This is a genomic window from Exiguobacterium sp. UBA3491, from assembly GCF_002377745.1.
Classification (GTDB): Bacteria; Bacillota; Bacilli; order Exiguobacteriales; family Exiguobacteriaceae; genus Exiguobacterium_A.
The window spans coordinates 230,084-247,138 of sequence record NZ_DFQK01000032.1 but is presented as its reverse complement, the minus strand read 5'-3'; the positions used below and the strand labels follow the sequence as shown (position 1 = coordinate 247,138).

Sequence of the window (17,055 nt, the reverse complement as noted above, 5' to 3'; positions counted from 1 at the left end):
GAAAAACTTATACATTTAAGCGTGAGAATTTGGGAATTCGAAATGCACACATAGGAAAAGAGTAGTAATATAGTAACGAAGGCACTTTCATGGAAGAATGACACGATCATTCCTTCTCATGACGTTCAGCGTTTTATTCATGCAATTCCTTTTGAAAGCGCTAACAGGTAGGGGGCTGGAAACACATCGAGTATCCACTAGATGTGTGGGGAGAAATATAGAAACGGGGGGAACCGTACATGGCAGGCCACGAGCAAGATCAACAAGCATTCTATGGACCAAACCTTGGCTACATCATTGAATTGTACGAGCGTTTTTTAGAAGACAAGACATCCGTTGATGAGGAGACACGTGCTTATTTCGAAGAGCATGGTGCACCCGTGACGGAAGCAGTCGTACCGATGCAAGTCGAGACAGGAGATTTCGAAAAATATCTTGCGGCGAATCGTTTAGCGGAACAAATTCGTGCAAAAGGACATCTTGCGGCGGATATCTATCCGCTGAAGGACCATCCGCGAGAAACAGGATTATTCGAATTGAGTCAGTACGGATTGACAGAGGCAGATCTTCGAAAAATGCCAGTCTCACTCGTCTGTCCTGAACCACCAACTGGTGTACAGGACGCGTTTGAAGGCATCGAACATTTAAAAGCGCAGTACACGGGAGCAGCCGCAGTTGAGTTCCAGCATGTCGACGATCTCGATGAAAAGAAATGGCTCCGACAGAAAATCGAGCAAGGTGCTTTGACGGCGACGCTAGACGCTGAACAAAAGAAACAATTGTTCAAACGCTTAGCTGAAACGGACCTTTTCGAAAAATACTTGCACAAAACATATGTCGGTCAAAAACGCTTCTCGATTGAAGGACTTGACGCGATGGTGCCATTGCTCGACACGATCGTCGGACACCTCATCTCGAATGGGTCGGAGACGATCAATATCGGAATGGCACACCGTGGACGGTTGAACGTTTTGGCGCACGTACTTGGGAAGCCATATGAAATGATCTTTGCTGAGTTCCAGCATGCTCCGAACCACGACCTCGTACCATCTGAAGGATCGATCGGGATCACGTACGGTTGGACGGGCGACGTGAAGTATCACCTCGGTTTAAACCGAAAACTCGAGCAAGAGACACGTAACGTGCGGATGACGCTTGCGAACAATCCGTCGCACCTTGAGTTCGTCGACCCAGTCGTCGAAGGCTTCACACGTGCGGCACAAGATGATCGCTCACAAAAAGGGGCACCACGTCAAGAGCAAGCAGCAGCAGCTGCGATCCTCATTCATGGGGATGCAGCGTTCCCAGGTCAAGGAATTGTGGCTGAAACTTTGAATTTAGCGAATCTCAAAGGATATAACACCGGCGGAACGATTCATATCATCGCGAACAACACGATCGGCTTCACGACGGAGCCGACGGACTCCCGTTCGACGCGTTACTCGAGTGATCTTGCCAAAGGATACGAGATCCCAGTCTTCCACGTCAACGCGGATGAGCCGGAAAGCTGTCTCGCAGTCGCTTTGCTCGCGAGCGAGTACCGGGCAACGTTTAAGAAGGATGTCATGATTGATTTAATCGGATATCGTCGTTTTGGTCATAACGAAATGGATGAACCGATGAATACGAACCCGGTCTTATACGATTTGATTCATAAACATGATCCAATTCGTGTCTTGTACGGGAAAACGCTTGTCGCGAACGGGGATGCGACAGCTGACGAAATTCAATCGATTGAAACGTCGATCAATGATCACATGAAGGCGGCTCGTGAAAAAGTACCGAACGCGGAGAAAGAGTATGGTGGGGTCATGCCGGACGTCGTCTTTAAAGGCGTTCCGACGATTGAGACAGGGGTCTCGATTGAAACATTGACGGCGTACAACGAAGAATTGTTACAGTGGCCGGATGGCTTCCAAGTGTTCCATAAACTTGAGAAGGTCCTGAAGCGCCGGACGGATGCGTTCTCGACAAAGAACGGTATTGACTGGGGACATGCCGAAACATTGGCGTTTGCTTCGATTCTCTCAGATGGAACACCAATCCGCTTGAGCGGTCAAGATTCTGAACGAGGAACGTTCGCACAACGGAACATTAATCTTCATGATGTGAAAACAGGAGAAGGCTTCTCGCCACTCCATGCCTTATCAACGGCAACTGCATCATTCTCGGTCTACAACAGTCCGTTGTCTGAAGCAGGTGTACTTGGTTTTGAATACGGTTATAACGTCTTCGCTCCGGAAACGCTCGTATTATGGGAAGCGCAATACGGGGACTTTGCGAACTCAGGTCAAGTCATCTTCGACCAGTTCATCTCAGCTAGCCGAGCGAAATGGGGACAAACATCAGGTCTCGTCATGTTGCTTCCGCATGGTTATGAAGGGCAAGGACCAGAACACTCGAGTGGTCGTTTAGAGCGCTTCTTGACGTTATCCGGTGAGAAAAACTGGACAGTCGCGAACGTATCGAGTGCTGCCCAGTACTTCCACTTATTGCGCCGACAAGCAGCGATTCTCGGAAAAGAGGAAGTCCGACCGCTCGTCGTCATGACGCCGAAGAGTCTCTTGCGTCATCCGCTTGCGACATCTGACGTCTCTGAATTGACGGAGGGTAGTTTCCGTCGTGTCATCGAACAATCAGGGCTCGGAGAAGCACCAGATCGTGTCAAACGTCTTGTGTTCTGTTCTGGTAAGATGGCAATTGATCTAGCGGAAGCGGTCTCGAAATCAGATGAGAATCTCGATTGGCTACAAATCGTCCGGGTCGAGGAGTTGTATCCATTCCCGGCAAAAGCCTTAAAAGAAGTCATCGCGCGCTATGAATCCGTCGAAGAAATGGTCTGGGTGCAAGAAGAACCGAAAAACATGGGGGCGTGGTCCTTCATGGAACCTCGACTTGAGACAGTCGCACCGAATGGTATCCAAACGGTCCGTTACATCGGTCGTCGTCGTCGTTCCAGTACAGCAGAAGGTGACCCGTCAGGTCATAAAGTAGAGCAGGCACGTATCATCAATGATGCACTCACAGCGACTGCTTCTATTCCAACAGCACCATCACATGTATCAAATCACACATCATAACTTAAGATAGAATCGAGTCATAGGGGGAGAATACGATGGAAATCAAAGTACCAGAACTTGCCGAATCAATTACAGAAGGAACGGTGGCGTCTTGGTTAAAACAACCAGGTGATCACGTGGATAAAGGGGAAGCCATCGTTGAGCTCGAGACAGATAAGGTCAACATCGAAGTGCCGTCAGATGAAGCTGGTACGTTGACGGAGGTGATGGCTGCTGAAGGAGATACAGTCCGCGTCGGGGAAACGATTGCTGTCATCTCTGCTGGTGGCGAGGCTCCAAAACCGGCTGCGGCAGAAACAGTACAAGAAACTCCAAAAGAGACACCAAAAGCAGAAGAAAAAGCGGAACAACCGGTGGCTGCAGCAGCGACTGAAAGTACATCTGTTGCGGATCGTCCGATTGCTTCACCTGCTGCCCGTAAACTGGCTCGTGAAAAAGGAATTGATTTAGCACAAGTGGCAACGCAAGATCCGCTCGGTCGGATTCGCGTGCAAGACGTCGCGACGTTTGAAGTAGCACCACGTGAGCAAGCAAAACCTGCTCCTACGAAGCCTGCTACACCGGCACCAGCACCTGCAGCCGCTCCTGGGAAACCGGAAGAGCGGATCAAGATGTCACGTCGTCGGAAGACGATTGCGAATCGCCTTGTTGAAGTCCAACAAACGGCAGCGATGTTAACGACGTTCAACGAAATCGATATGTCAGCGGTCATGGCCCTGCGTAAACGTCGTCAAGAGAAATTCGTGAAGGAAAACGAAGTTAAACTCGGTTTCATGTCATTCTTTACGAAAGCAGCAGTCGCAGCACTCAAAAAGATGCCATACCTGAATGCTGAGATTCAAGGCGATGAAATCGTCCTGAAGAAATTCTATGATATCGGCATTGCCGTCTCAGCACCAGACGGTCTCGTTGTTCCAGTCGTTCGTGATGCGGACAAAAAGAACTTCGCTGAAATTGAAAAGGACATCATTCAATTAGCGGTCAAAGCGCGTGATAATAAACTTGGTCTATCTGACTTAACGGGTGGTACGTTCACGATTACGAATGGTGGTACGTTCGGTTCACTCATGTCGACGCCGATCTTAAACGGTCCACAAGTCGCGATTCTCGGCATGCACGCAATCAACCTGCGCCCTATTGCCATTGATGCAGAACGCATGGAAAATCGTCCGATGATGTATGTTGCACTCTCTTACGATCACCGAATCGTTGATGGAAAAGAAGCTGTTACGTTCCTGAAACACATTAAAGATCTTCTTGAAGATCCAGAGTCATTGATTTTCGAAGCGTAATCATTAAAAGACCCGTTTTAGATGCGGGTCTTTTTTTTGTTGATATCACTTTGTCATCAAATCACGAAACGACGTTTACAGCTTCTCTATATCAGCTTCATACAAACAATTTAAGATAAGTGTTGTAAGAATATTTCAAGGGGGAATAGATGATGCTGAAACAAATCGGATTGACGATGGTAGCGGGAGTTGCATTAAGTACAGGACTTCCGACAGAAGATGTCGGTGCACAATCAAAAGGCAAATCGTTACTCGATTCAAATCGAATCATTAACGTTGCTCATCGTGGAGCTTCAGGTTATGCGCCGGAGCATACGATGCCAGCTTACGAAATGGGACATAAGAAATTTAAAGCAGATTACATCGAAATTGATTTACAGATGACGAAAGACGGTCATTTGATTGCGATGCATGACGAAACCGTCGATCGGACGACGAACGGAACAGGTGCCGTCAAAGATAAAACGCTTGCTGAAATCAAGAAACTTGATGCTGGTAGCTGGTTTAATGAAGCGAACCCGACGCTTGCGAAAAAGTCATATGTCGGTTTGAAAGTACCGACGCTTCAAGAAGTCTTGAGTAAGTATGGGAAGCATGCGAATTACTATATCGAGACGAAATCACCGGAAGTGTATCCCGGAATGGAACAGAAATTGCTCGACGTACTAAAGCAGAACGGATTGTCGAGTAACAAGGTCAAACCAGGACAAGTCTTGATTCAGTCGTTTAGTGAAGCGAGTCTTCAAAAAGTCAGAGCCATCGACCCGAACGTTCCACTGGTTCAGTTGATGGAAGCAAATGAAGTCAAGGCTTTGACGGATGATCGATTAACCGCAATCCGTCAGTATGCAGTCGGTGTTGGTCCTTCCTACAAAGCATTGACACGTGAAAACATCTCAGCGATTCGGACTCATGATTTGTTACTTCACCCGTATACTGTGAATGAAAAAGCGGATATGGTTCGTATGCTCGACTATGGTGTCACAGGAGTCTTCACGAACTATGCCGACCGTTTTAATGATGTCGTGAAAGGACTATACAAAAAATAAAGTAAGGACGATACAGGACTATTTCTTCTTTCGAACAGGAAAGAAGAAATAGTTTTTTGTTTTTAAAACTCGTATTTTAAATCCAATATTTCATTCCATACGTAAACCTAATAGAGGTTTATCAGAATTTCGAATCATGAGACAAAACAATGTAGTCAGTTTCGTATTTCATGGTACGATAACAGTGCAGTTTTGGGAAGGAATGGAGTGAGGATCGTGAGAATTACACAGTATACGGATTATGGACTACGTGTGTTGATGTATCTCGGGGTGCACCGGGATGTCATCACACCAATGCCGCAGATTGCAAATCATTATGGCATCTCATCCAACCATTTAATGAAGGTGACACAACAATTAGCGAAACTTGGCTATGTCGAATCAACAAGAGGTCGGTCAGGCGGACTCCGTTTGATTCGTGATCCAAAAGACATCAACATCGGGAAAGTCGTTCGGGAAATGGAACCGATGGATATCGTCGAGTGTTTTGGAAGCAACGGTCATTGTGTCATCGAACCAGGATGCCGTCTAAAAGGTGTGCTCGGACGAGCGCTTCGAGCTTTTATCCGGGAACTGGAACAGCATACATTAGAAGAATTGTTAGATAATCGTGATGAGTTGGCGCTCTTATTTGCTGCTTCACCCTTACAGCGTTCCTAATCAAAAACCCTCGTTTCCGTAAGCGGAAGCGAGGGTTTTGTCATGTCGATATACTCACATGTCATCTTGGCATTTCTTCGGTTCTACATGTTCTTTATTCTTAGACAGGTCGTCACGGACAGACGATTTCCATAATGGCACGTCGCTATAGTAAGCAGCACGCGCGATTAAATGTCCACCAATCGGTGCTGTGATGAGCACGAACAGGATGCCGAGAACGACACGAGAGGAGAAGAATCCATCTTCAGTGACGAAATAGATGATGACGCCGATTAAAATCGACATGACACCTAATGTCGCGCTTTTAGATGCAGCGTGAGCACGCGTATAGACATCCGGTAAGCGGATCAGACCAAGCGCGGTGACGAGACTAAATCCCATACCGAGCAAGGCGAAGACCGCGACGATCCATTCATTGGTTGCGATCACGTTCGATGATCTCTCCTTTCTCGATATATTTTGAAAAGGCAACTGTACCGATGAAGGCGAGTATACCAATCAACAGGATGACTTCGAGGTAGTCGCTCGTCCGTAAGATGATCGAGACAAGTCCAACGATTGAAATCAAGCTGATACCAATTGAATCAAGCGCGATGACACGATCCGCAACACTTGGTCCTTTGATGACCCGGTAGAACAGACCAAGCATCGAGAGAAAGACACCCCCGAGTGCGATATAGATTAAAATATCGAACATCACCGACTCACCTCCAGAATGGCTTTCTCAAAACTATCACGAATCGAAGCGACCGCTTCATCGACCTCTGGCATGTGGAGTGCATGAATGTAGAGTGTCTTATTATCATCCGAGATATCAACGACAAGCGTTCCCGGTGTCAGCGTGATCAGCATTGACAGCAACGTGATTTGCCACGGTTGATCGAGTTCGGTCTCATAGGCGAAAATACCAGGTTGAATATCTAACTTCGGCTTTAAAATGATTTTCAAGACATCGATGTTCGCGACGACAAGCTCGTAGAGAAAGCGGAAAAACAATAGGACGAGTGCGACGACAGGTCCGAGATAAAAGCGACCTTTGAAGCCGCGACGGAAAGCGAACATCGCAATCAGCCCTAGCGCGTAACCGATGACGAAACCGGAGGCCGAGAAATTGTTTGAGAGAAACATCCACAAGAATGCAAGAAATAAGTTGAGCAAGACTTGAAATGCCATGAATTAACGACCTCCTTTTAGTACGGCATCGATATAGAGCGTTGGATTCGTCAACGGTTCGACGGCTTGTTGAATCAGTGGACGCATCGCCTCAGTACCTACTCCATAGAGAACGCTGAGCGCAACTAAGGCAATCGTAGGAACGAGCAGCTTTGGAACAAGCGCTTGTTTATCACCAGAGTAGGTCTTCGGTGTTCCCCAAAAGGCACGCATGAACAATTGAACGACCGAATACAAGACGAGTAGACTGGATAGTAGAACGATGATTGGTCCAATCAACTCACCGGCTTCAATACCACCACGAACAATCAGGAATTTCCCAATGAATCCGCTGAGCGGTGGAATCCCGGCAAGTGATAACGCCGCGATGAAGAACGTCCAACCTAATACAGGATAGGCTTTGATCATCCCGCCCATATCTTTCAGCTTACTCGAGCCGGCAATTCCGACCATGATTCCTACGAGTAGGAATAAAGCGGCTTTAATCAACATATCATGAAGAAGGTAGAAAATCGCACCTTCTAGCGCTTGCGGTGTCATGAGGGAAACCCCGTACAAGATGACTCCGACTGCGACGATGATGTTGTAGATGATGATTTGCTTCGCATCTCGTGTCGCGAGCGCACCGATCACCCCGATGACGATCGTACTGAGTGCAAGGATACTTAAGATTTGATGAATCGTTCCAATCTCATTTGAGAAGAACAAACTATACGTCCGTAAAATCCCGTAGACTCCGACCTTCGTCAGCAAGGCACCGAACAAAGCAAGAATAGGCGTCGGTGGTACTTGATAAGAACCAGGTAACCAGAAGTAAAGCGGGAAGATCGCACCTTTTAATCCGAAGACGATCAAGAATAACAAGGCGATGACGTTTAGGATTGCCGGTTGTCCGACTTCTGAAATCTTTTGACTGATATCCGCCATGCTGAGCGATCCGATGATACCGTACAAGAAGGCAACCGTCATGACGAATAATGCGGACGAGATGACGTTAATCAAAAGATACTTCAGCGATTCTCGTAACTGTGCCGGTTTCCCGCCGAGAACGATCAAGACATAAGACGAAATCAGGAAAACTTCGAAGAAGACGAACATGTTAAAAATATCACCTGTCGTAAAGGCACCATTGACACCAACGAGCAGGAATTGAACGGCAATGAAATAGTAGTACCGTTGATAGGAAACGCTCAAGTAGACAATGGCATACCAGATGATACAAAGAACAAGAATGCTCGTCGTCGTGACGAGTAAAGCGGATAGCATGTCAGAGACAAGCGTGATACCAAAAGGTGCTGGCCAACTACCGAGTGTGACTGTTAAGATGCCGTTCGACCGGACAGTCAGCACAAGATAGATGGAGGCACAGACAGTCAAAATCGTCGAAAAGAGGGAAACGATTCGTTGTCCTTTGAGGTGTCGCGGGAAAAACATCAAGATGACACCCGTCAACAACGGGATGATGATTGGTAATAACGGTAAGTTAATCATTCGAATCGGTTCCTTTCATTTCTTCGATATTATCGGTTCCGAGTTCTTGATAGGCACGATAAGCGAGTACCAAGAAAAAGGCAGTGACACCAAAGCTGATGACGATGGCGGTCAAGACGAGTGCTTGCGGTAGTGGATCCGTATAGGAAGTCACGCCGTCCTTTAAAACCGGAGCAGCGCCTCGTTTTAGTCCACCCATTGTCATGACAAGCAGATGGGCAGCATGGCTGAGCAACCCTGTTCCAATGATAATGCGAAGAATACTTTTCGAAAGAATGAGATAAATGGCACACATCGTCAGGATGCCTGCGGCGATCGCCATGATGATTTCCATATTAATCACTCTCCCCAATCGTTTGAATAATCGTCATCGTCACACCGACGACGACAAGATACACTCCAAGATCAAACAGCATCGCGGTGTGAAGCGATGTCTTGCCGAACAACGGCAGGTTGAAATAATCATGTGCATGTGTGAAGAACGGTACGTTGAACAGAAGCGCTCCTGACGCCGTCAGTACGGCAATCAACATACCGAGAGCCGTGATCCATTTGTAGTCGAATGGCAAAATCCGGCGCAATGTCTTGATATCGTAAGCAAGTAGGATCAAAACAAGAGCAGAAGCCGTCACGAGACCACCAATGAATCCGCCACCTGGCGTGTAGTGTCCAGCAAAGAACAAGTAGACAGCAAACAGGAAGATGATGAACGTGATAAAGGAAGTCGCGGACTCTAAGATGACGTCATTCGTATGCTTTTTTGCCTGCTTTTTCATTTATCTATCCCTCCTGTTCGTCTGAATTTAATCATCGTGTAAATACCGATTCCAGCCAGTGCGAGAACGGCAATCTCAAACAACGTATCGAAGCCACGGAAGTCGACGAGAATGACGTTGACCATATTACCGCCAGCGGCAAGATCAGCGACGTTATCGATGTAATACTTGGCGATTGAAGTAAACGATCGTTGGCTGAGAGAAGCAAGGGCGACGAGTGTCACTGTCAATCCGACGAGTGCTGAAATCAAGGCATTGCCGAGCTTGAACGGGATGCGCTCTTCTTTCCGGCTGATTTCCGGTAAACGATAGAAAACGAGCAGGAACAAAGCGACCGATACTGTCTCGATGACGAGTTGTGTTAAAGCAAGGTCTGGCGCTCGGAATAAGACGAAGAACAGAGCGACCGTATAACCTGTCACACCGAGCAAGATGATCGATGTCAGTCGTGAACGCGCAAAAGTGATCGAGAGTGCACTCGAAACGAGAACGAGTGCAAGGATGATTTCATACGCGTCAATCGTGCTGATGGGATCAACCGCGAAGCGGAAGGCATCAAACCCGTATAATGCCGTCAAAATCAAGATGACGATGAATCCGAAGATGTAGACGAGATACGACCGCATGTATCCGGTCATGACCGTATCATGGATCTTTGTCGAGGTCTGTTCACCACGGCGTAACAAAGCGTCATATTGATGATTCAAGGAGATGGCACGAGGCATCCGGTTATAGAGCGATTGCCAGCGCGGCAGTGTCTTATACAAGATGATGCCAGCACTGATGATCACGAGTGTCAGGAATAATTCAGTATTGAATCCATGCCACATTGAAATATGCACATCAATCTTGCCACCCGCATCAACGACTTGCGGTAAGATCGCTTCGACTGCCGGTCGAATCAACGTATCCGATAATATATTCGGGAAGAGTCCGATGATGACGACGAGCGAGACGAGGACGAGAGGTGGAATCAACATGCCAATCGGTGCCTCGTGTGGTGTTTTCGGTAACTTGTCGTCTTGACGCTTACCGAAGAACGTTCTGCGGACGATCAAGATGCTATAGACGAATGTAAAGATACTTCCGACGACGGCGAGTACAGGAATAATCCAACCGTAAGACGGTAAGTGGAACAAGTCAGATCCTGAAACTTGAAGTACACCTGTCAAGAACATCTCTTTACTTAAGAAACCATTGAATGGTGGAATCCCCGCCATCGAAAGGGTCCCGATCATCGCAATCGTCATCGAAATCGGCATGAGTTGCGCAAGACCACCGAGCTTCCGAATGTCGCGAGTACCAGTCTCGTGATCGACGATTCCCGCCATCATGAAGAGACTGCCTTTAAACGTCGCGTGGTTGATCAGGTGGAAGATCGCAGCGACTGTCGCAATCGTATATAATCCGTCATCTAACGCGTCGACGTGCAAGGCGGCTACTCCGAGTCCGAGCAAGGACATGATCAATCCAAGCTGAGAAATCGTCGAGTAAGCAAGGATTCCTTTCAAATCATGTTGTTTCACCGCATTGAGTGAACCCCAGAATAAGGTGAATATTCCGACAGATGAGACGAGATAGAACCAGAGCGACTCATCCGCAAAAATCGGACTGAAACGAGCGACAAGATACAACCCTGCCTTGACCATCGTTGCCGAGTGCAAGTAGGCGCTGACAGGGGTCGGTGCTTCCATCGCATCCGGTAACCAGATGTGGAACGGAAATTGAGCCGATTTCGTGAAGGCAGCTAGCAAGAATAAAACGAGGGCGACCGAAAAGAAGGGTTCACCTTGAATCGATTCAAGCGACGCATAGGTCTCACGAATACTTAACGATCCACTGAGTGTTGAGAGAATCGCGATTCCCCCAAGCATCGCTAGTCCACCGAAGACGGTGATCAGCATCGATTTTTGAGCGCCGTAACGAGAACGTTCCCGCTCGTACCAATAGGCGATCAATAAGAACGACGAAATCGACGTTAATTCCCAGAACAGATAGAGGACGATCATGTTATCTGACAGCACGACGCCAAGCATGGCGGTCATGAACATCAACAGATAAACATAAAATGTTCCGAGTGATTCTTTTTTCGCATCTAAATAAAAAATCGAATAAAGAACGACGAGTGAGCCGATTCCTGTGATCAATAGTGCGAACAATAAGCCGAGTCCGTCGAGATACGTGACGAAATCGATACCGAGCGATGGTATCCACGGCATGCGTGCCGTAAAGGTCTCACCTGACATCGTACCAGCGAGAAAGCGGCTGAAATACGAAACGAGCAGTACAGGTACGACAAGTACAAACCAACCGGTATGAATGTTCGGAAGGCGTTTCGCTAGAAGCGGAATGAAAAGACTGATCAATATGGGCAGTAAAATAGCCCCGTGCATCACGGACACGAAATTCCCTCCTTTGTGACATCGACGACCAAAAATGAAAAAGGGACGCGAACGCAAGCTGTTGAAGCTCGGAACTGTCCAGTAGAAGACACGATTCATTTTGTTCGTCGAAGATGTTTCTGAATCAAGTATAGCGTACTTTTTTCCTTCTTGCATGACGTGAAGCGTTGAAGCATAAGGGATAGAGCCATTTTCTCTCTTGATTATTAAATATGTAGGAACACGGCAGAAATAGGCTGAAATTTTTTTTGATTTTTTTCAAATAACACGTTGATCCATGAGAAGAATGATTCAAATTCAAGTAACTCGGGTACATCTACCTAGAGCACAACTAATGACCATAGAGGGGGAACTTTCATGCGAGCAACATTCAAGACAGGTGTCATTTTAGGTGGTCTAGCGGCGATTGCGACAATCGCCTATCAACAATACCAACAACGAAAAACAACTTCAGACGATATTGATCATCGTCCAAGTGTCGACGCGAAACGCGATCCGGCTGAAGTCGGGCTGACACAACTTGATTCCATTCATCGGGCAGATTGGCAAGCGAATGGATTCCCACAAACGCACGCAGAACTCGAACGCCTCGAGCGAGAAGAAAATTAAAAAAGCACGTCTCTCGAATGAGAGGCGTGTTTTATGGTCATTAAGCACTTGTTGTGACTAGGGCACGTGTCCGTTCACTATGTGCAGTATAAGAAGAGAGATGTTCGAATTGATAAAGCGTTAAGGTCGCTGTGCGACGTTGACCAGTACTCGATTCAAGCATTAAATAAGCTTCATTGAAGTCTGTACCACCACCATCATAGCGGATGTGTGCCGTAATCGTTCGTCCATCCGTCGTCTGCATATAAATATCGTAACCCCCGAAATCAACGCGCTTAAAGCTAGTTGCCTCGCTTACGATGTGTTTGAATGTTTCAATCAAAGAATATGTCATCGTTCGTTCCTCCCTTTATTTCTTCCAAAACAAGATAAGTTATAATCAACTCCGAATATTACTTTTCCCATTAAATTGAAGAAATAAACATCAAAAATGAATCTTTTTTAATCTTGTTATGAAACGCGTTTCATACTTTATGATGATGACAGACGGTGCGTAACCGATTGCGGGCGTTAGCCGATACAGAAACTGTATAATCAAAAAGACAAGAGGATGGTCGTGACCATCCTCTTGTCTTTTTGATTATAACTCTACGTTATGGTACACCTGTTGCACATCCTCAAGATCTTCAAGTGCATCAATCATCTTCTCGAATTGTGCGACGTCGTCTTCAGACAACACGACTTCGTTTTGGGCGAGCATGACCAGTTCAGCAAGGGAGAACTCGGTAATTCCTGCAGCTTTCAACGCTTCTTGTACAGCATGGAATTGTTCCGGCTCAGCGTAGATGATGACAGATTCGTCTTCTTCGAGGATATCGCGCACATCAATATCCGCTTCCATCATCAATTCGAGAACGTCATCTGCAGTTTTACCTTCAAAGGCAAAGATTGCCGTCGCATCGAACATATAAGCGACGGATCCGCTCACGCCCATGTTTCCACCATTTTTTCCGAATGCAGCACGAACGTCAGAAGCCGTCCGGTTAACGTTGTTCGTCAACGTTTCGACGATGACCATTGAACCGCTTGGACCGAATCCTTCATAACGCAAGACGTCGTAGTTTTCTTCCGCTCCACCTTTTGCTTTTTCAATCGCCCGATCGACGATGGCACGTGGCACGTTGTATGTTTTCGCTCGTTCGAGAACGACCTTTAATGCTTGGTTTGATTCTGGATCGGGTTCACCTTGTTTAGCCGCTACATAAATCTCACGACCGAACTTTGCGTAGATCCGACTCGTATTTTTGTCTTTTGATGCTTTTTTTTCCTTGATGTTGTTCCATTTACGACCCATTTCATATCCACTCTCTTTCCGTAATATCAGAAATCCCTGATTTCCTATGCGTTATCAGTATACCTTAAACTACCTGACAGACTGAACTAAAATGTCGGTCGAACAGTTGAATTTCTACTAAATGCGTTTAAGTGATGCGGAAGAAAGGAACTTTACCGATAGAGAAATATCAATTTAAGGGAGAGTGACAGTATTTGAACCAGGCTGGAGTAGTTCATCGCGCATTATCACCATTCGTTTATGCCTATGATCAAGAGACCGTTCATGTTCGACTGATGACGGCTAAAGACGATATTGAAAAAGTCGAATTGATATATGGTGATCCGTATGAATGGGAAGCGGAAAAAGAAGAAGACCGAGATTGGAATTTTGATCCGGATAAAGAAAAATACTGGAAAGGGCAACGGAAGTCGATGCAATACAATGGAAGTGACGCGACGTATGACTATTGGTTCATTGCAATCCGTCCAGAACGGAAGCGGGTAAGGTATGGGTTCGAGGTTCATGGCGAAACCACAGCCGTTTTGACCGAACGCGGTTGGTATGACGAAGCGCCACTCGATCATCCGGGCTATTATTTTTCTGTTCCATATGTTCATGCGACGGATGTCTTTGATACACCGGATTGGGTGAAAGATACGGTCTGGTATCAAATTTTCCCAGAACGATTCGCGAATGGTGACCGGGCGAACGATCCAGCGGGAACGAAGGAGTGGGGAAGTGAAGCACCGGCTTTTCAGAATTTCTTCGGTGGAGATTTTCAAGGGGTCATTGATCACGTCGATCATTTACAACGTCTCGGCGTCACGGGTGTCTACTTCTGCCCAGTCTTTGAGGCACCATCCAATCATAAATACGATACGCTTGATTACTTGAAGCTTGATCCTGCGTTCGGTGACGAGAAAACGTTCCGCAAGATGATCGATGTGCTACATGAGAACGGTATCCGCGTATTACTCGATGCCGTCTTTAATCATATTAGTGAAGAGCACCCCGCATTTCAAGATGTCTTAGAAAAGGGACAAGACTCAAAATACGCCAACTGGTTTACGATTGATTCCTTCCCGGTCGATCCATCGATTCCAAACTATGAAGTGTTTGCATTTGAACGAAACATGCCGAAGTTGAATACTGCCCATCCGGACGTCAAAGACTATTTGCTTCACGTCGGACGTTACTGGGTCGAGGAATTCGGAATTGACGGCTGGCGTCTGGATGTCGCTAGTGAAGTCGATCATGCGTTTTGGCGTGAGTTTAGAAAGGAAGTCCGGGCTGCGAACGGAACATGTTATATCGTCGGCGAATGCTGGACGGATTCGCAACCATGGCTCCTCGGCGATCAATTTGATGCCGTCATGAATTACGGTTTGACAGAGAGCTTCCTGACTTGTTTTGCGACGGGCGAGACCAGCGTTCGTGATTTCTCACATGCAGTCATCCGGAATTTAAACTGGCATTCTCAAAATGTCAACGAAGTCATGTTCAATTTGATTGACTCGCATGATACGCCGCGTGCTCTAACGCGTGCGAAAGGGAATATCGAGCGGATGAAATTGCTTTTCACTATACTGTTGACGTTTCCGGGTACACCTGTCATCTATTATGGTGATGAGATTGGAATGACTGGGGGGCAAGACCCGGCAAACCGTGCGTGTATGGAATGGGATGAGACAAAGCAGAACCGTGAGTTGTTCGATCACATTGCACAGTTGATTGCTCTTCGAAAACAGCATCCGGTTTTAGCAAATGCCGGAACGTATCATTTCCAAAGGATCGATGATACAAAACAGACATTTGTCGTCGAGCGACGTCAGGGCGAACAGGTTTACTTGCTCGTAGTCAACTTAAGTGAAGAAGAACAATCTCTTTCATTTGAAGGGACGTATGAAAGTCTGTTAGATGCAACGACGTTGTCGGGAACTATTCAAGTAGAAGCTGTGTCAGCTCTTCTTTTGCGACACGTTTAAGAAAAAGCAAGTCGTGGATGCGATATCCATGACTTGCTTTTTTAGTGCGTGTGCATTACGAATCAAACGGATGGATCAGTAAACCGCTCCGAAGCTTCGGTTCGAACCAAGTCGACTTCGGGGGCATTACTTCTCCTGCATCAGCCACATCCATTAAATCTTCGATCGAAGTCGGATGCAAGTGAAAAGCGACCGCGGCATGTCCGGAATCCACGATTTGCTCAAGACCGGCATACCCCTTATGACCACCGACGAACTGGATACGTGCGTCCGTTCGCGGATCTTCGATACCGAGTAACGGTGTCAACAACTCTTCTTGTAAAATCGAGACGTCGAGATTCGCTTTCGTCCCTGTTCGTTCAGAATCGTACGAAAGGGTATACCATTGCCGATTGAGATACATCTCGATTTGGTGACGTTTTGTTTGTTCGGCACGTCCTTTGGCGATCGTGAAGCGATGGGCTAGACGTTCGAGAAAATCAACGACGGATTGACCGTACAGATCTTCGACGACACGATGATAGCCGAGGATTCGCAATTGTTCCTGCGGAAAAGAGACACCAAGGAAGCGTTGGGCTTCTTCCTGATCCGTCCGACTGGCAGCGACGGCTGCCGCTGCAGCGCGATGGTGACCATCAGCGATATAGAGGGCGTCGTGGCGTGCGAACTGGCTTCCGATCGTCAACAGATGATGGCGATCGATGACTTTAAAAATTCGGTGTGTGATTCCATCGACAGTAAAGTCGTATAGGGAATCACCTGCAGTAATCGTCGAGACGATTTCTTGAAGCTGGGCATCCGTTTGATGCGCAAGTAAAATAGGTCCAGTATGAGCTTTTAGATGTTCGACATGTCGGACACGATCGCGCTCTTTGTCCGGACGCGTGAACTCATGTTTACGAATTTGATTCGTTTCATAATCGCTAACGGAAACACATCCGACGAAACCGGATTGTGTATGTGTCCCGTCAGACAGTTGATAGATATAATACGTCTCGTCCGTGTCGAGCTGTAAGATGCCGTTTGTTTGACTCTCTTCGAAGGCGAGAGCTGCTTGCTGATAAACGCGTGGATCATCTTCAGCGATTAATGATGGAAGCGTGGCTTCTGCTTTATCGATCCGTAAAAAAGACAGCGGATGACGACGAATCTCAGACCGTGCTTCTTCGCGCGAATAAACATCATAGGGCAAAGCAGCAAAATCTGCTGCATATTTTGAATCCGGTCGTAACGCGGCAAAAGGTTCGAACGTTGGCATGGGG

Annotated in this window: 16 protein-coding genes; 6 read left to right on the top strand and 10 right to left on the bottom strand. The window is 46.9% G+C overall.

What is annotated here, in order from left to right; genetic code table 11:
• The first annotated feature begins 239 nt into the window (after positions 1–239).
• The 4 genes from B4F99_RS13710 to B4F99_RS13695 all read left to right on the top strand — a co-directional run bounded on the left by B4F99_RS13710 (position 240) and on the right by B4F99_RS13695 (position 6,081).
• Positions 240–3,080 (top strand): 2-oxoglutarate dehydrogenase E1 component, encoded by a 2,841-nt coding sequence (locus B4F99_RS13710; RefSeq protein ID WP_290758961.1) that lies wholly within the window; start codon positions 240–242, stop codon positions 3,078–3,080.
• Positions 3,081–3,115: 35 nt separating this feature from the next.
• Positions 3,116–4,372 carry a 2-oxoglutarate dehydrogenase complex dihydrolipoyllysine-residue succinyltransferase gene (odhB, locus tag B4F99_RS13705; protein ID WP_290758959.1) on the top strand — a complete coding sequence of 419 codons (1,257 nt, stop codon included), beginning with the start codon at positions 3,116–3,118 and terminating at the stop codon, positions 4,370–4,372.
• 176 nt (positions 4,373–4,548) lie between these two features.
• Positions 4,549–5,421 carry a glycerophosphodiester phosphodiesterase gene (locus B4F99_RS13700; protein ID WP_251137882.1) on the top strand — a complete coding sequence of 291 codons (873 nt, stop codon included), beginning with the start codon at positions 4,549–4,551 and terminating at the stop codon, positions 5,419–5,421.
• Positions 5,422–5,637: 216 nt separating this feature from the next.
• Positions 5,638–6,081: an Rrf2 family transcriptional regulator gene (locus B4F99_RS13695; RefSeq protein ID WP_050678277.1), complete on the top strand. Its 444-nt coding sequence runs from the start codon at positions 5,638–5,640 to the stop codon at positions 6,079–6,081.
• Between the two features lie 54 nt (positions 6,082–6,135).
• Here B4F99_RS13695 and mnhG read toward each other — a convergent pair whose 3' ends face one another.
• The 7 genes from mnhG to B4F99_RS13660 are packed head-to-tail and all read right to left on the bottom strand — an operon-like array spanning position 6,136 to position 11,923.
• Positions 6,136–6,510 (bottom strand): monovalent cation/H(+) antiporter subunit G, encoded by a 375-nt coding sequence (mnhG, locus tag B4F99_RS13690; RefSeq protein ID WP_214854257.1) that lies wholly within the window; start codon positions 6,508–6,510, stop codon positions 6,136–6,138.
• Entirely contained in the window at positions 6,494–6,730 is a 237-nt protein-coding gene (locus B4F99_RS13685; RefSeq protein ID WP_369792030.1) for a Na(+)/H(+) antiporter subunit F1, read from the bottom strand. The genes mnhG and B4F99_RS13685 overlap by 17 nt, the downstream gene beginning before the upstream one ends.
• Before the next feature lie 47 nt (positions 6,731–6,777).
• Positions 6,778–7,254, bottom strand: coding sequence for a Na+/H+ antiporter subunit E (locus tag B4F99_RS13680; protein ID WP_023468542.1), 477 nt, complete (start codon positions 7,252–7,254; stop codon positions 6,778–6,780).
• Between the two features lie 3 nt (positions 7,255–7,257).
• On the bottom strand, positions 7,258–8,745 hold the full coding sequence (locus B4F99_RS13675) for a Na+/H+ antiporter subunit D (RefSeq protein WP_214854254.1): 1,488 nt from the start codon (positions 8,743–8,745) through the stop codon (positions 7,258–7,260).
• Complete coding sequence (locus B4F99_RS13670) at positions 8,738–9,079, bottom strand: Na(+)/H(+) antiporter subunit C (protein ID WP_023468540.1); 342 nt, start codon at positions 9,077–9,079, stop codon at positions 8,738–8,740. Before B4F99_RS13670 ends, B4F99_RS13675 begins: the two co-directional genes overlap by 8 nt.
• Position 9,080: 1 nt before the next feature.
• Positions 9,081–9,521 carry a Na(+)/H(+) antiporter subunit B gene (locus tag B4F99_RS13665; protein WP_214854251.1) on the bottom strand — a complete coding sequence of 147 codons (441 nt, stop codon included), beginning with the start codon at positions 9,519–9,521 and terminating at the stop codon, positions 9,081–9,083.
• Complete coding sequence (locus B4F99_RS13660) at positions 9,518–11,923, bottom strand: Na+/H+ antiporter subunit A (protein ID WP_290758951.1); 2,406 nt, start codon at positions 11,921–11,923, stop codon at positions 9,518–9,520. The genes B4F99_RS13665 and B4F99_RS13660 overlap by 4 nt, the downstream gene beginning before the upstream one ends.
• 357 nt (positions 11,924–12,280) lie before the next feature.
• On the opposite strand from B4F99_RS13660, the gene B4F99_RS13655 reads away from it, so the two are divergent.
• Entirely contained in the window at positions 12,281–12,532 is a 252-nt protein-coding gene (locus B4F99_RS13655; RefSeq protein ID WP_023468537.1) for a hypothetical protein, read from the top strand.
• A gap of 40 nt (positions 12,533–12,572) precedes the next feature.
• Here the strand turns inward: B4F99_RS13655 and B4F99_RS13650 are convergent, their stop codons facing one another.
• Together B4F99_RS13650 and B4F99_RS13645 are read right to left on the bottom strand one after the other, a co-directional pair.
• Positions 12,573–12,866, bottom strand: coding sequence for a hypothetical protein (locus B4F99_RS13650; RefSeq protein WP_023468536.1), 294 nt, complete (start codon positions 12,864–12,866; stop codon positions 12,573–12,575).
• A gap of 246 nt (positions 12,867–13,112) precedes the next feature.
• The gene (locus tag B4F99_RS13645; protein ID WP_214854245.1) at positions 13,113–13,826 is read right to left on the bottom strand and encodes a YebC/PmpR family DNA-binding transcriptional regulator; all 714 of its coding nucleotides are present in this window, start codon (positions 13,824–13,826) and stop codon (positions 13,113–13,115) included.
• A gap of 194 nt (positions 13,827–14,020) precedes the next feature.
• On the opposite strand from B4F99_RS13645, the gene B4F99_RS13640 reads away from it, so the two are divergent.
• On the top strand, positions 14,021–15,793 hold the full coding sequence (locus tag B4F99_RS13640) for a glycoside hydrolase family 13 protein (RefSeq protein ID WP_290758943.1): 1,773 nt from the start codon (positions 14,021–14,023) through the stop codon (positions 15,791–15,793).
• A 55-nt stretch (positions 15,794–15,848) separates the two neighbouring features.
• Here the strand turns inward: B4F99_RS13640 and B4F99_RS13635 are convergent, their stop codons facing one another.
• Complete coding sequence (locus tag B4F99_RS13635; protein ID WP_290758940.1) at positions 15,849–17,051, bottom strand: DUF1015 domain-containing protein; 1,203 nt, start codon at positions 17,049–17,051, stop codon at positions 15,849–15,851.
• Positions 17,052–17,055 lie beyond the last annotated feature (4 nt).